The 12945-nt window shown below is 65.4% G+C and carries 17 protein-coding genes; 14 read left to right on the top strand and 3 right to left on the bottom strand.

Going from position 1 to position 12945, the window contains the following annotated elements:
- Positions 1-2: 2 nt before the first annotated feature.
- On the top strand, positions 3-1019 hold the full coding sequence (locus ACO2RV_RS03665) for a TRAP transporter substrate-binding protein (RefSeq protein WP_423289946.1): 1017 nt from the start codon (positions 3-5) through the stop codon (positions 1017-1019).
- Positions 1020-1113: 94 nt separating this feature from the next.
- Here the strand turns inward: ACO2RV_RS03665 and ACO2RV_RS03670 are convergent, their stop codons facing one another.
- Both ACO2RV_RS03670 and ACO2RV_RS03675 read right to left on the bottom strand, forming a co-directional pair.
- Positions 1114-1332 (bottom strand): hypothetical protein, encoded by a 219-nt coding sequence (locus ACO2RV_RS03670; RefSeq protein ID WP_423289948.1) that lies wholly within the window; start codon positions 1330-1332, stop codon positions 1114-1116.
- A gap of 133 nt (positions 1333-1465) precedes the next feature.
- Positions 1466-2434 carry a LysR family transcriptional regulator gene (locus ACO2RV_RS03675; RefSeq protein WP_423289950.1) on the bottom strand — a complete coding sequence of 323 codons (969 nt, stop codon included), beginning with the start codon at positions 2432-2434 and terminating at the stop codon, positions 1466-1468.
- Positions 2435-2586: 152 nt separating this feature from the next.
- Here ACO2RV_RS03675 and ACO2RV_RS03680 point away from each other — a divergent pair, with 152 nt between their 5' ends.
- The 8 genes from ACO2RV_RS03680 to ACO2RV_RS03715 all read left to right on the top strand — a co-directional run bounded on the left by ACO2RV_RS03680 (position 2587) and on the right by ACO2RV_RS03715 (position 10157).
- Positions 2587-3576 carry an agmatinase gene (locus tag ACO2RV_RS03680; protein WP_423289952.1) on the top strand — a complete coding sequence of 330 codons (990 nt, stop codon included), beginning with the start codon at positions 2587-2589 and terminating at the stop codon, positions 3574-3576.
- 128 nt (positions 3577-3704) lie between these two features.
- Positions 3705-4532, top strand: a complete 828-nt coding sequence (locus ACO2RV_RS03685; protein ID WP_423289954.1) for a transporter substrate-binding domain-containing protein — start codon at positions 3705-3707, stop codon at positions 4530-4532.
- A gap of 51 nt (positions 4533-4583) precedes the next feature.
- The gene (locus tag ACO2RV_RS03690) at positions 4584-5243 is read left to right on the top strand and encodes an amino acid ABC transporter permease (protein WP_423289956.1); all 660 of its coding nucleotides are present in this window, start codon (positions 4584-4586) and stop codon (positions 5241-5243) included.
- A gap of 2 nt (positions 5244-5245) precedes the next feature.
- A complete protein-coding gene (locus ACO2RV_RS03695; protein WP_423289958.1) occupies positions 5246-5968 on the top strand; it encodes an amino acid ABC transporter permease in 723 nt (240 codons plus the stop codon).
- On the top strand, positions 5965-6759 hold the full coding sequence (locus ACO2RV_RS03700) for an amino acid ABC transporter ATP-binding protein (protein ID WP_423289960.1): 795 nt from the start codon (positions 5965-5967) through the stop codon (positions 6757-6759). The genes ACO2RV_RS03695 and ACO2RV_RS03700 overlap by 4 nt, the downstream gene beginning before the upstream one ends.
- An 11-nt stretch (positions 6760-6770) precedes the next feature.
- On the top strand, positions 6771-7724 hold the full coding sequence (locus ACO2RV_RS03705) for an arginase family protein (protein WP_423289962.1): 954 nt from the start codon (positions 6771-6773) through the stop codon (positions 7722-7724).
- 153 nt (positions 7725-7877) lie between these two features.
- Complete coding sequence (locus ACO2RV_RS03710; RefSeq protein ID WP_423289964.1) at positions 7878-8468, top strand: DUF1989 domain-containing protein; 591 nt, start codon at positions 7878-7880, stop codon at positions 8466-8468.
- Positions 8469-8702: 234 nt separating this feature from the next.
- Positions 8703-10157, top strand: a complete 1455-nt coding sequence (locus ACO2RV_RS03715; RefSeq protein WP_423289966.1) for a DUF1254 domain-containing protein — start codon at positions 8703-8705, stop codon at positions 10155-10157.
- Positions 10158-10185: 28 nt separating this feature from the next.
- Here ACO2RV_RS03715 and ACO2RV_RS03720 read toward each other — a convergent pair whose 3' ends face one another.
- Entirely contained in the window at positions 10186-10749 is a 564-nt protein-coding gene (locus tag ACO2RV_RS03720; protein WP_423289968.1) for a hypothetical protein, read from the bottom strand.
- A 324-nt stretch (positions 10750-11073) separates the two neighbouring features.
- Between ACO2RV_RS03720 and ACO2RV_RS03725 the strand changes: the two genes are divergently transcribed.
- The 5 genes from ACO2RV_RS03725 (at position 11074) to ACO2RV_RS03745 (ending at position 12939) form a co-directional block, all read left to right on the top strand.
- On the top strand, positions 11074-11232 hold the full coding sequence (locus tag ACO2RV_RS03725) for a hypothetical protein (protein ID WP_423289970.1): 159 nt from the start codon (positions 11074-11076) through the stop codon (positions 11230-11232).
- Positions 11229-11402, top strand: coding sequence for a hypothetical protein (locus ACO2RV_RS03730; RefSeq protein WP_423289972.1), 174 nt, complete (start codon positions 11229-11231; stop codon positions 11400-11402). Before ACO2RV_RS03725 ends, ACO2RV_RS03730 begins: the two co-directional genes overlap by 4 nt.
- Before the next feature lie 18 nt (positions 11403-11420).
- The gene (locus tag ACO2RV_RS03735) at positions 11421-11744 is read left to right on the top strand and encodes a hypothetical protein (protein ID WP_423289974.1); all 324 of its coding nucleotides are present in this window, start codon (positions 11421-11423) and stop codon (positions 11742-11744) included.
- Positions 11745-11824: 80 nt separating this feature from the next.
- Positions 11825-12100: a DUF1488 domain-containing protein gene (locus ACO2RV_RS03740; RefSeq protein WP_423289976.1), complete on the top strand. Its 276-nt coding sequence runs from the start codon at positions 11825-11827 to the stop codon at positions 12098-12100.
- Positions 12101-12126: 26 nt separating this feature from the next.
- On the top strand, positions 12127-12939 hold the full coding sequence (locus tag ACO2RV_RS03745) for a transglutaminase-like domain-containing protein (protein ID WP_423289978.1): 813 nt from the start codon (positions 12127-12129) through the stop codon (positions 12937-12939).
- Positions 12940-12945 lie beyond the last annotated feature (6 nt).

Genomic DNA, 12945 nt, shown 5'->3' on the forward strand with positions numbered 1-12945 from the left:
GCATGAAGAAACTGCTGCTGACAGTCACCGCCACCGCTCTCGCCCTCTCGTTCGGCGCCAGCGCCTATGCACAGGACATCAAGCCTCGGCTGATCCGCTTCGGCTACGGCCTCAACGAGGACAGCAACCAGGGCCGTGCCGCCCGCTTCTTCGCCGAAGAAGTCGCCAAGCGCTCCGACGGCAAGCTGAAGGTGCGCACCTTCGGCGCTGCCACGCTCGGCCCCGACCCGCAGATGCAGAACGCCCTGATCGGCGGCGCGCAGGAGATGATGGTCGGCTCCACCGCCACCCTCGTCGGCACGGTGAAGGAATTCGCCGTGTGGGACGTGCCGTTCCTGTTCACCAATGAGAAGGAAGCCGACGCCGTGCTGGACGGCCCGGTCGGCCAGAAGCTGCTCGACAGCCTCCAGGCCAAGGGTCTCGTCGGCCTGGTCTATTGGGAGAACGGCTTCCGCAACCTCACCAACAGCCGCCACAAGATCGAGAAGGCCGAAGACCTCGAAGGCGTGAAGCTGCGCGTGATGCAGAACCCCGTCTTCATCGACACCTTCAAGGCCGCTGGCGCCAATGCCGTGCCGCTCGCCTTCGCCGAACTGTTCACCGCGCTGGAGACCAAGGCGGTCGACGGCCAGGAGAACCCCTACACCACCATCGTCTCGTCGAAGTTCTACGAGGTGCAGAAGTACCTCACCGTCACCAACCACGTGTACAGCCCGTGGATCATGACCGCGAGCAAGGTGTGGTGGGACAAGCTCTCCCCGGACGAACAGAAGATCCTCATGGAAGCTGCCGTCGCCTCGCGCGACTTCGAGCGCGTTGACACCCGCGCCCAGGCACAGAAGGCGCTCGACGAACTCAGGGCCGCCGGCATGGACGTCACCGTGATGCCGGAGCCGGAAGTCGCCAAGCTGCGCGAGAAGGCCGCCCCGGTTACCAAGACGGTCATCGACAGCGTCGGCCAGCCGCTGTGGGACGAGGTTCAGGCCGAGATCAAGAAGAGCCGCACCACGACGAACTGATCCGCTCCTGCGATCAGCATCGAAGATCAGCCCCCGGACCCGCGTCCGGGGGCTTTTTTATATTGGACCTTCATGGGCGGTAAGCCGGTGCCGGCTAGGCCGGGTCGCCGAGGCGCGCCCAGATCCGCCGGACATTGCGCATTATGTGGTCGGTGGAGTGATCGACGCCGGACTGGGCGCCAGTGCCGCGCGTGACATGCTGCCGGATGGCCTCGGAATGCAGCAGGATCGCCGTCATTGCGTTGGCGATGTCGGCGTTGGCGATGTCGGCATCGGCCGGCGGCGGCTTCGCTCTGTCTCCAGACCGGCCCATCGCTGTCTCCTGCGTTGCCGTCTGCCCCAGGACGGTCCGCGACAGCTTACCTCGCGCGCGACCGAAAGCTTACCCGATTCCACATAACTGATGATCGAATGCGCAAAATCCGCCGGTGAGCGCGCCGGAGACGTTAGGCATAGTTGCCCGATACCAGCGCGAAGCGCTGGCCGAGCGCACGCTTTTCCGCCCCCTGCAGCTCGCGCAGGATGCGTGTCAGCAACGCGGCACTGGAGGGCAGCGGGCGGTCCTTCAGCGTCACCAGCGAGAAGATGGTGTCATAGGCGAGGTCCTCGGCGCCCTCGACCTCGACGAAGCGATAGAGCGGCGCCCACGCTTCCACGTAATGCACGGGCAGGAAGCCGACAAAGCCGCCGCTCACCAGCATGGTCGCCACCGCCTCCAGCCCGAAGGCCATCGCCGTGCGCTCGAGCTTCAGTTCGCGTGCCGCCATCTGCGTGCGCTGGTCGTTGGTGCGGGTGACGAGGCCGAAGCCCTCGCGGGCGAGGTCGGCACGCGCAGGGGCACGGCCGTCGCGCGCATAGGTGTAGAGGCGGAAATCCTCCAGGAACAGCGGCTCGAACACCAGCCGCTCCACCCCCGGCGCGGCGCCGGTGACGCCCAGATGAAGGTTCTTGTCCTGCAGTCCGGTAAGGATGTCGCCCGGCAGCTTGATGGAGAGGTTCACCGTCACATCCGGCGCCAGCTCGCGAAAGCGCGTCAGTGCGCGGGCGAAGGCCGAGCGCGGGTTCGACAGGCAATTATCGGCGATGCCGATGCGCAATTCGCCGGTCATCACATGGCGGGCGAGGTTCAGCTCGTGGCGGATGGCGTCAAGCGCTTCCGAGGCCGACACCGCCGCGACGAGCGCGCGCCGCCCAAACTCGGTCAATTCGAACCCGGCCGGCCCGCGCAGGCACAGCCGCCCGCCGAGCCGCAGCTCCAGCGTCTGCAAATGCCGGCTGATGGTGGAGCGCTCCATACCCAGCGCAGCCTCGGCCGCCGTCAGCCCACCAGCCTCGGCGACGCTGCGGAAAATCCGCAGGAGCCGGAGGTCGCTCTCGGTGAGCGGGGGCACGGAGGAGTGGGGCGAGGCATCCATGTTGCACATTATACAAGCATGGTTTCGATCTGCGACATTTTTAATCCTCCCCCTCCCTCCTACCGTGAGACCACGCAGTTCGTTGCGTTCGGTTTCGCATTCCGGCGCGGGCGCCAGACGGTTCCGCGTCGCTTCGCCCCTTGGGAGGTCACATGGCCCTGCCGCTCACCGTCGAGCCCTCGAAGGCTCACCAGAGCTTCCTGTTCGCGCCGATCTCGACAGATCTCGACAATCTCGACGCGCACATCGCCTTTCTCGGCATCCCTTATGGCAGCGCCTATCACGCCGGTGCCATCACCAACGACCAGACCAAGGCGCCGGATGCGGTGCGCGCGGTGACGGACCGCATCTCGCGCCATCTCGAGCGCTACGATGTCGATGTCGGCGGGCCGATCTATGACCGGCGCGCGGTGAAGGCGGTCGATGTCGGCAATGTGCCGGCCGACATGACCGACCTGAAGAGTCATTACATCCGCGCCGAGCAGGCGGTCCGCAAGATCCTCAAGGCTGGCGCCATGCCGATCACCATCGGCGGCGATCACGGCATCCCGATCCCGATCCTGCGCGCCTACGAGGATGAGGGCCCGATCACGCTGATCCAGGTCGATGCGCATATCGACTGGCGCGACCACGTGAACGGCGTTCATGATGGCCTCTCCAGCCCGATCCGCCGCGCCTCCGAGATGGCGCACATCAAGGACATCTTCCAGATCGGCATCCGGGCCCAGGGCTCGGGCCGCCCGGAGGAGTTCGAGGCGGCCGCTGCCTATGGCGCCAACATCATCCCGGCCTTCGAGGTGCACGACAACGGCATCGAAGCCGTGCTCGCGCGCATCCCGGACGGCGGCAAGTACTACATCACCATCGACGCCGACGGCCTCGACCCCAGCGTCATGCCGGCCGTCGAGGGCCCTGCGCCGGGCGGGCTCACCTTCCACCAGGTGCGCAAGCTCATCCATGGCCTGGTCGGCAAGGGTCGCGTCGTGGGCATGGACATCGTCGAGATCACCCCGTCGCTCGACGTCAACATGATCACCTGCATCACCGCCGGCCGCCTGATCGTGAACCTGATCGGGGCGGCGGTGCGGGCCGACTATTTCGACGCGCCGAAGGTCGATCCCTCGACCATCGTGGCTCCCTGAGCTGGGCCGAATTGAGCTGAGCTGTGCCGCGTCGCGTTCCGGAGTTGCCCCCGACTCCGGGACATCCATTGCCAACGAGACGATAACCAGAGGGTCGTGCCATGTCACAGATGTGCCGCAGAGTGCTCATGTTCGCCGCAGGCGCCGCCTGCGTCGCCTCGTTCAGCCTGCCCGCCGGCGCCGAGACCACGCTTGAGAAGATCAAGCGCACCGGCGAGGTCACGGTCGGCACTGAGGCCGCCTTCCCGCCCTTCGAATTCGTGCAGGACGGCAAGATCGTCGGCTACGGCTCCGACATCCTCGCCGTCGTGGTCGAGGAACTGGGCGTGAAGAAGCTGAACCAGCTCGACCTGCCCTGGCAGGGCATCCTGCCGGGCGTGCTGGCCGGCAAGTTCGATTTCGTCGCTACCACGGTCGGCATCAATGAAGAGCGCGCCAAGCGCTACGCCTACACCTTCCCGATCGCCGACGGCATGCCCTACACGATGAAGCGCAAGGGCGAGGCGATCACCAAGATCGAGGATTTCAACGGCAAGGTGATGGCGACGCAGCTCGCCTCCTCCACCGAGCCGGTAGCCCGCGCCCTCGACGAGAAGCTGAAGGCCAATGGCGGCACCGGCTTCAAGGAACTGAAGCTTTTCACCTCCTTCCCGGAATCCTATGTCGCGCTCGCCAATGGCGAGGTCGACGCCGTCATGCAGTCGCTGCCGGCGCTGGCCGTCGCGGTGAAGGAGAAGCCCGACCTTTTCGAACTCGCGGTCGCCACTCCGAAGGATGGCGGCTACCCCTATCTCGCCTGGGTCACCCGCCCCGATGACAAGGACCTGCGCGACGCCATTTCCGCCACCATCAAGAAGATGCGCGACGATGGTCGCCTCGCCGCTCTGCAGAAGAAGTGGTTCGGCTTCGAGATGAAGATCCCGGATTCCGGCTACCTCCCGCCCGGCGCCGAGTGAGGCGAGCGCCCCGTCCGGCTGCGCTCTAACGAAGAGAGGAGACGTTCGCTCTTGAAGTTCAATGTGGACTATCTCCTCTCCATCCTGCCGCGTCTCATCGACGCCTCGCTGGTGAACATCAGGCTGGCGCTGATCATCATGGCGATCTCGCTGATCCTCGGCACCAGCCTCACCGTGCTGCGCGCCGCCAAGCTGCCGGTGGTCAACGAAGTCATCGCCGTCGTCATCAGCTTCGTGCGCGGCACGCCGCTGCTGATCCAGATCTTCATCGCCTATTACGTGCTGCCGGCCATCGGCCTCGACATGTCGCCGCAAGTGGCGGGCGTCGCCGCCATCTCGTTCAACTCAATGGTCTTCGTGTCGGAGACGCTGCGCGGCGGCCTGTCCACCATCGATCCCGGCCAGATCGAGGCGTCGACCGCGCTCGGCCTGCCCCCGCGCGCCATCTGGCGCAAGGTAGTGCTGCCGCAGGTCTTCCGCCGCGTCGTGCCCGTGCTGATCAACGAGGCCACCATCGTGGTGAAAGGCACCGCCCTGCTCTCGGTCATCACCGTGATCGAGGTACTGCGCACGGCTCAGCAGATCGCGGCCTCCAGCTTCCGGCCGTTCGAGACGCTGGTCGGCGCGGCGCTGATCTTCCTCGTGCTCAACCTCGCCATCAGCCTCGCCGGCAAGGTGGCCGAGGCGCGCTTCTCCCTGGCGAGGGCCTGACCATGCGCTTCGAACCGCTGCTGCTGCTCGACTACTGGGACATCCTGCTGCTCGGCGCCTGGCTGACGGTACGCATCACCTTCATGGCCTTCGTCTTCGGCTACATCTTCGGCATCGCGGTGGCGCTGCTGGCGATGGCGCCCTCACGCATCGCCCGGGCGGTTGCCGGCAGCTATGTCGAGGTGCTGCGCAACATTCCGTTCATCATCATATTGTTCCTGGTCTATTACGGCCTGCCCTTCTCCGGGCTGCGCCTGCCCGCCATGTTCGCCGGCACGCTGGCGCTGTCGCTGTTCGTCAGCGCCTATTATGCGGAGATCGTGCGCGCCGCGATCCTCGCTCTGCCGCGCGGCCAGTTCGAGAGCGCGCGCGCCATCGGTATGTCGCCGGCGCAGGCGATGCGCCATGTGGTGGGCCCACAGGTGCTGCGCACCGTCATCCCGCCCTCGACCAACATGACGCTGACCATGATGAAGGAGAGCGCCGTGCTCTCCTCCATCACCGTGCCGGAGCTGACCTATCAGAGCCTCGTCGTGCAGGGGAACACCTTCGCCCCGTTCGAGGTGTTCGCCGCGGTGACGCTGATCTACTGGCTGATCGCCGCCATCATTGCGGAGGCCTCGCGCCGGCTGGAGAAGCGGGTCGGCCTCGCGCAGCAGGAGAACGTCGCCCGCAACAAGATCGCCGACCGCTATCTCTCGCTCGAGCGGAGGCCGGCGCGATGAGCATTCCCGCCCTCAAGGTCGAAGGCCTCACCAAGAACTTCCGCGCCACCACCGCGCTGGACCAGGTCTATCTGGAGATCCAGCCGGGCGAGATCGTCGCGCTGATCGGTCCCTCCGGCTGCGGCAAGAGCACGTTCCTGCGCTGCCTCACCTGGCTGGAGCAGCCCGATGACGGCTTTATCGAGGTCGCCGGCCAGCCCTTCGGCCGCGAGCGCGAAGGCGCCGTGGTGCGCCGCCAGTCCGCCCGTCAGATCGACCGTATCCGCCCCAAGATCGGCCTCGTCTTCCAGCAGCTCAACCTCTGGCCGCACCTCACCGCGCTGGAGAATGTGGTGCGCCCGCAGGTGGTGGTCCTGAAGCGCCCGCGTGAGGACGCCGCCCGGCGCGGGCGCGATCTGCTTACCCGGCTCGGCCTCGGCGACAAGGCCGAGCGCTATCCGCATTCGCTGTCCGGCGGGCAGAAGCAGCGCGTCGCCATCGCCCGCGCGCTGGCCATGGACCCGGCTTTGATGCTGTTCGACGAGCCAACCTCGGCGCTCGACCCCGAGCTGGTCGGCGAGGTGCTCGCCGTACTGCGCCAGCTCGCTGAGGCCGGCACCACCATGCTGGTGGTCACCCACGAGATCGGCTTCGCCGCCAATGTCGCCGACCGCATCGCCTTCATGGACCATGGCCGCATCGTTGAGGAGGGCCCGGCGCGGCAGATCATCGACGCCCCGCGCGACCCGCGCCTCAAGGGCTTTCTCGACCTCGTGCTGTCGCATCGCGACGCAGCCAGACCCGCTTCCTGACGGAGTTTCCCATGTCCCGCGTCAACCGCCCCTATGTCGGCATACCGAGCTTCCTGCGCGCGCCCATCGTCGAGGACCTCGCCGCCATCGACGCCGACATCGCCGTGCTCGGCGTGCCGTTCGACGAGGGCTCGCCCTTCCTGCCCGGCTCGCGCATGGGCCCGCGCGCGCTGCGCGAACATTCGCTGCGCTTCGGCACATCGGGCATCTACGATCCCGAGACCAAGAAGAGCTACCTCGTCGAGGAAATGCGGGACAGACGCATCGTCGATTGCGGCGATGTCGACGTGCAGCCGACCAATGTCGAGGCCACCTTCGCCAACATCACCGCCGACGTGAAGGCCATCCTCGCCTCGGGCGCGCTGCCGGTGGTGCTCGGCGGCGATCACTCGATCACCTATCCGATCTTCCGCGCGCTGGACGAGCCGGTGCATGTGCTGCATTTCGATGCGCACAGCGACTATGCCGATTTCGACGACGGGCTGCGCTACACCAATGGCCACGCCTTCCGCCACATCAACGCGCTGCCCAACAAGCTCAGCCTCACCCAGATCGGCATCCGCAGCCTGCGCTCGGCGCGGCCGATGATGGAAGACGTGGAGACCGACGGCAATCGCATCATCCCCATGGGCGAGTTCCGCGTCCTCGGCCCGGCCGGCATCGGCGCGTTGCTGCCAAAGGAGTCCAGGGTCTATGTCTCCATCGATGTCGATGCGCTCGACATGTCGCTGGTGCCCGGCTGCGTCTCGGCCGAACCGAACGGCATGAGCTATGCCGAACTGCGCGACAGCCTGAAGGCCATCGCGGAGAATTACCAGGTCGTCGCCTTCGACTTTGTCGAGGTCAATCCGCCGCTCGATGTCGGCACCGGCGTCACCGCCTATCTCGGCGCGGTGACCGTCATCGAGTTCCTTGGCCATATCTGCGCTCAACCGCGCTGGGCCGCGCGGCGGGTGAGGGCGTAAGGCTCCAACTATTCCTCTCCCCATTGGGGAGAGGTGACCCGCGCAGCGGGTCGGTGAGGGGTTACACCATTGCGGAGCTGAAGAGAACCCTCACCCCACCCCTCTCCCTGACGAGGAGAGGGAGCATCATCCGCAATTACAGAGGTGCCTTCCATGTCTCTCCAAACCATTCCCGCCCGCCACGGCAAGGCCGTGCACCTGAAGGCCGGCCAGGCCATCGAGGTGATCAATACCTCCGGCACGCAGGTCGTCGACACCTGGGCGTTCTGCCCGGAGGATCTCGAGCATCACATGTCGATGATGCACACCCGGGTAGAAACCAGCAGGCTGATGCCGGCGGTGGGCTCGACGCTTTACACCAATCGCCGCGAGCCGATTCTCGTCATGGAGGCGGACACCTCGTCCGGCATCCACGACACCATCATGGCCGCCTGCGACCGCTGGCGCTACGAGCATCTCGGCTGCACCGAATACCACCGCAACTGTGCCGACAACATGCTGGAGGCGTTGGCCGAACTCGGCCTCGACTTCGGCCACATTCCGCAGCCGCTGAACCTGTTCATGAACATCCCGATCGAGGGGGACTACAGGCTGGTGCAGGGCGTCCCGCCCTCCAAGGCCCGCGACAAGGTGGTGCTGCGCGCGGCGCGCGACTGCATCGTGGTGTTCTCCGCCTGCCCGCAAGACATCACCCCGATCAATGGCGGCCTGCCGACCGACGCGCATTACGCCGTCATCGACTGACGCTGGGAGAGCCGCACCACGCGCCGCCGCGCAGGTGCCGCGCAGTGCGTGCGCCGGCTAACCATTTCGCCACGTCTGCCGTTGCGGCATGGCGCGGCCGGCATCAAAAAGTTGCCGGCCGCGCGATCATTCGCGATTTCGTGCCATAAAGTTTGCGGATAGCTTGCCATTGTCGCTCCCCATCCCGCGGGGCAATCGCCCGGCGGGACGCGCAGAATGGTTGAGGATCCGCCCGTGTTCACTCGTCGCGATATGCTTCGCACTTCCGCGCTGGCGGCCCTGGCGCCTGTGCTCGCCGACACCCCCGCGCTCGCCCAGACCAGCCTGGCCGGCAACAGCACCAGCCGGCCCGGCTTCTTCAGCGCCCGCACTATTGCCGAGGCCGGCTACATCTACGGTCTGCCGCTGGTGATGAATTACGGCGTGATGAACGACTTCGTGCTGAACCGGAAGTCCGGCCAGTGGAAAGCGCCGTTCAACACGCTGCTCAACACCGCCCGCGTGTTCACCCCGCGCGACACTGCCATTCCCACGCCCAACAGCGACACGCCCTATTCCATGGCGTGGCTCGACCTCAGGGCCGAGCCGATGGTGGTCTCGGTGCCGGAGGTCGACCCGAAACGCTACTACTCGGTGCAGTTCTGCGACGGCAACACCTATAATTACGGCTATGTCGGCAGCCGGGCCACCGGCAGCCGGGCCGGCAACTATCTCGTCGTGCCGCCGCGCTGGACCGGCGCGGCCCCGGCCGGCATCGACGGCGTGTTCCGCTCCGGCACCTATTTCTCGCTGGTCATTTTCCGCACGCAATTGTTCGATGCCTCCGACATCGACAATGTGAAGAAGGTGCAGGCCGGCTATAAAGTGCAGCCACTCGCCAGCTTCCTCGGCAAGGGCGGGGCACAGCCGGTCCGGCATTTCCGCTTTCCCGCCTTCTCGCGCGAGCGCTACGGCACCGAGTTCTTCGACTATCTCGACTTCGCGCTGCGCTTCGCACCGGCCCAGCCGGAGGAGCGCTGGATCCGGCAGGAGCTCGCCCGCATCGGCATCGGCCCTGGGCGCAATTTCCGCATCCAGGACCTCTCCTACGAGGACCAGATGGAGGTGCTCGCCGGGCTGAAGGATGGCGAGCGCAAGGTGGAGGAGGCCGCCGCCACCATCGGCGCCGACGTCAATGGCTGGCGGGTTGCTTCCGCCTTCGGCGACGCTGACTTCTTCCACGGGGACTGGCTGCTGCGCGCCGCCGGCGCCAAGCTCGGCATCTATGGCAATGACGCGGCCGAGGCGGTGTACCCCGCCACACGGACGGATAGCGACGGGCAGGCGCTCGACGGCTCGAAGCACCGCTACACCATCACCTTCCCCAGGGGTGGCCTGCCGCCGGTCAACGCCTTCTGGTCGGTGACGATGTATGACGGCAAGACCCAGCTGCTGGTCGACAACCCGATCAACCGCTACCTCATCAATTCGCCGATGCTGCCCAGCCTCAAGACCGGTCCGGACGGCTCGCTGACGCTCTACGTACAGAAGGATTCACCCGGCGCCGACAAGCAGGCGAACTGGCTGCCGGCGCCGGACGGGCCGATCTATCTGGTCATGCGGCTCTACTGGCCGAGCGAGGGCGTCCCCTCCATCCTGCCGCCTGGCCGGGGCACCTGGCAACCGCCGAGGATCGTCCGCGCCGCCTGATCACCGGGCCGCAGCGAGCCGATCCGCGTCAGTCGACGACATCGTGATAGAGGTCGATCAGGGCGCGTATCCGACTGTCCGCGACGCCGGGCCGGCGGGCGAAAACCGTGAGGTCTTCGGTCTCCGCGACCGGCACCGCGACCTCCTCGATCGGGTGATAATGCGGGCGCGAGCTATAATCGTGGATCATCAGCCGCGCGTCCGGCCCCGCCCGCAGCAACGCCTGGCAGAAGCAGGCGACGCGGAAGCGGCCATCGATGAGATAGACGTCGAAGCTGCGGTCGATATCGACCCATATGTTGTTGTGATAATTAAGATAATCGACTTCGCCGTGGACTTTAAGCGGGCGCCCCCAGCGCCCCGTAGGCCCGATATCAGCGAAAATGAAGCGGCGCTCATAATCCGTCCCGGCGGCCAGCGAGCGCACCTTGGCGATCCATTCGCGGTCGGATTCGACCGAATAGACCGGCCCCCGCACCAGCCGGTCGGCGAGCACGGTGCTGCCACCGGCACCGAACTCCATGTAGGACCCCGCGCGCGTGAGGAAGCTCTCGAAGAGGCTCCTCTCGCCTTCAGTCATATGCGGTTCCATGCCCACTCCCCCGTTCCCGGACGTAAGCATGAACCTCCCCCGTCCCGCAATGCACAACAACCCTCTTTCAGCACACGCTTTCCCTCTGGGCACGGCGACACATCCCGACCGATCCAGAGGTCGGCGGGAGGCTCATGCGCATGCGTGCAGCGCTGAAATTGCAATCCATTCCGGCGATTATATTGGGACACGCCTTTTGCTTTCCGAGCGACAGGATGTTTTCTGACGAGATCATCGACGTATCTCGGACGAGTGAGGCGATATTTCTCTTTTTGTCGCAGCCTAATATCCGATATTTATCGACGCACGTGGATATTTCCTTGCATGAAAGGCAGTATCGGTATATTGGGTAGTCCTGTTGGTTTGACTGAGTTGGCTTTTCGCGGCGTCGAGAAAATTGACCCGCCATTCACCATCAAATTCTCGACAACGGATGCGTGCAACCAGCTGGCGCGCGTGCTGACCTGTTCGAAATCGGAATGAAATCTGCGCTGACCACGGATGTACTGGCAGCGGATGGTGTCATTCTGGTTCGGATGGGAGCGGATTTTCATTTCGGCCAACGCTTGCCGCGCTCATTGCTGATCGAACCGTCGATCGCCCCGGCATTCGATGGCGCCGACCCGCCCGGCGAGCCGACCGATCGCGTTTGACAAGGACCACAAGCTACCATGACCGCCACAACCACACCGCAACGCAGTGCTCATCCGGTCGGCCGCGATGCGGGAACGCATATCTTCGAAATCGGCCAGACCGTTCGCCTCAAGGGCGGCTACGGCGTCTCCGCCTCCCGCTTCGGCGACATCTATCGCGTTACCGGCACGCTGCCGGCGCGAGGGGATTCGCTACAGTACCGCATCCGCAACGACGGCGAGCGGCATGAGCGCGTGACGACGGAAGACAGCCTGGAGCTGGTCCTCGACGCCCCCTCGAACGAGGGCCCGACGCTGCGCGAGCTGACGTTCGGCAATGGCAGATCCTGGCCTCACATCTGAGGCGGGAGGAAGACCGGCGCTATTAATGCCCCAGGCCATGAAGCCGCGCGATGCATGCGCTCCATCGGGATGCGATCATCATGACGCTGGCATTCCCTAACCCGAGCCGCAGCTTCGACCGCACACGCAACGCCGTCCGGTTTACCGGCTATGATGGCATGTTCGAAGTGCCGTTCTTCGTCGAGACCAGCGCTCTGGGCCAATCGGGTGCCGAACCGCGCGGCGAGGACGTTCCGGAGACCCGGTTCCTTTCAGCCTTTGACGCATTGCGTGCGTCCATCCATGATGCCGCGCGCAAGGCGTATTTCGGCGGCCGGCTTACCTCTTACATTCTGACCGCCGCCGATCTCCGGTAGGCGGATCGATACTCCCGAGAGTGTGCATGCTGATCCGCTACGGCTATGAAATCACGCTGACCTGCCCGCAACCGACCGCCCTTGTCTGCCTTTTATCGGTCCATGAGGACCGCGCGGCCTATATCCGGGTGCCAGAAACCTTCTTCACCACGCCCGATCTTCCCACATCGACCTATCGCGACCTGTTCGGCAATCGCTGCCGGCGCATGGTCGCGCCGGCGGGCGACCTGATGATCTGGGGCGACGCGACGATCGAAGATGACGGCAGGCTGGACGAGGTGCTTCCGCAAGCGCGCGAACTACCCGTGCCGGAACTGCCGGACGATACCCTCGTCTATCTCTTGGGCAGCCGCTATTGCGAGACCGACCGCCTCAGCCAGACAGCATGGGATCTGTTCGGCACTGTCGCGCCCGGCTGGGGCCGGGTCCAGGCGGTGTGCGACTTCGTCCATAGTCACATCCGCTTCGACTACATGCAGGCCCGCTCGACGCGGTCGGCGTTCGAGACCTTCCACGAGCGCGTCGGCGTCTGCCGCGACTTCGCGCATCTCGCCGTCACCTTCTGCCGCTGCCTCAATATTCCCGCCCGCTATGTGAACGGCCATCTCGGCGACATCGGCGTGCCGGTCGTTGACCCGATGGATTTCAGCGCCTGGATAGAGGTCTTCCTCGATGGCGCCTGGCACACTTTCGATCCGCGCAACAATGTACGGCGGATCGGCCGGATCGTGGTCGCCCGCGGGCGCGACGCCGCCGACATCCCGCTGATCAATTCCTTCGGCCCCCACGTGCTGAAATCCTTCCGCGTGTGGACCTACGAGGTGCCGGATCTGCGATAAGCGTTG

Source organism: Ancylobacter sp. VNQ12 (genome assembly GCF_049445835.1).
GTDB lineage: Bacteria > Pseudomonadota > Alphaproteobacteria > Rhizobiales > Xanthobacteraceae > Ancylobacter.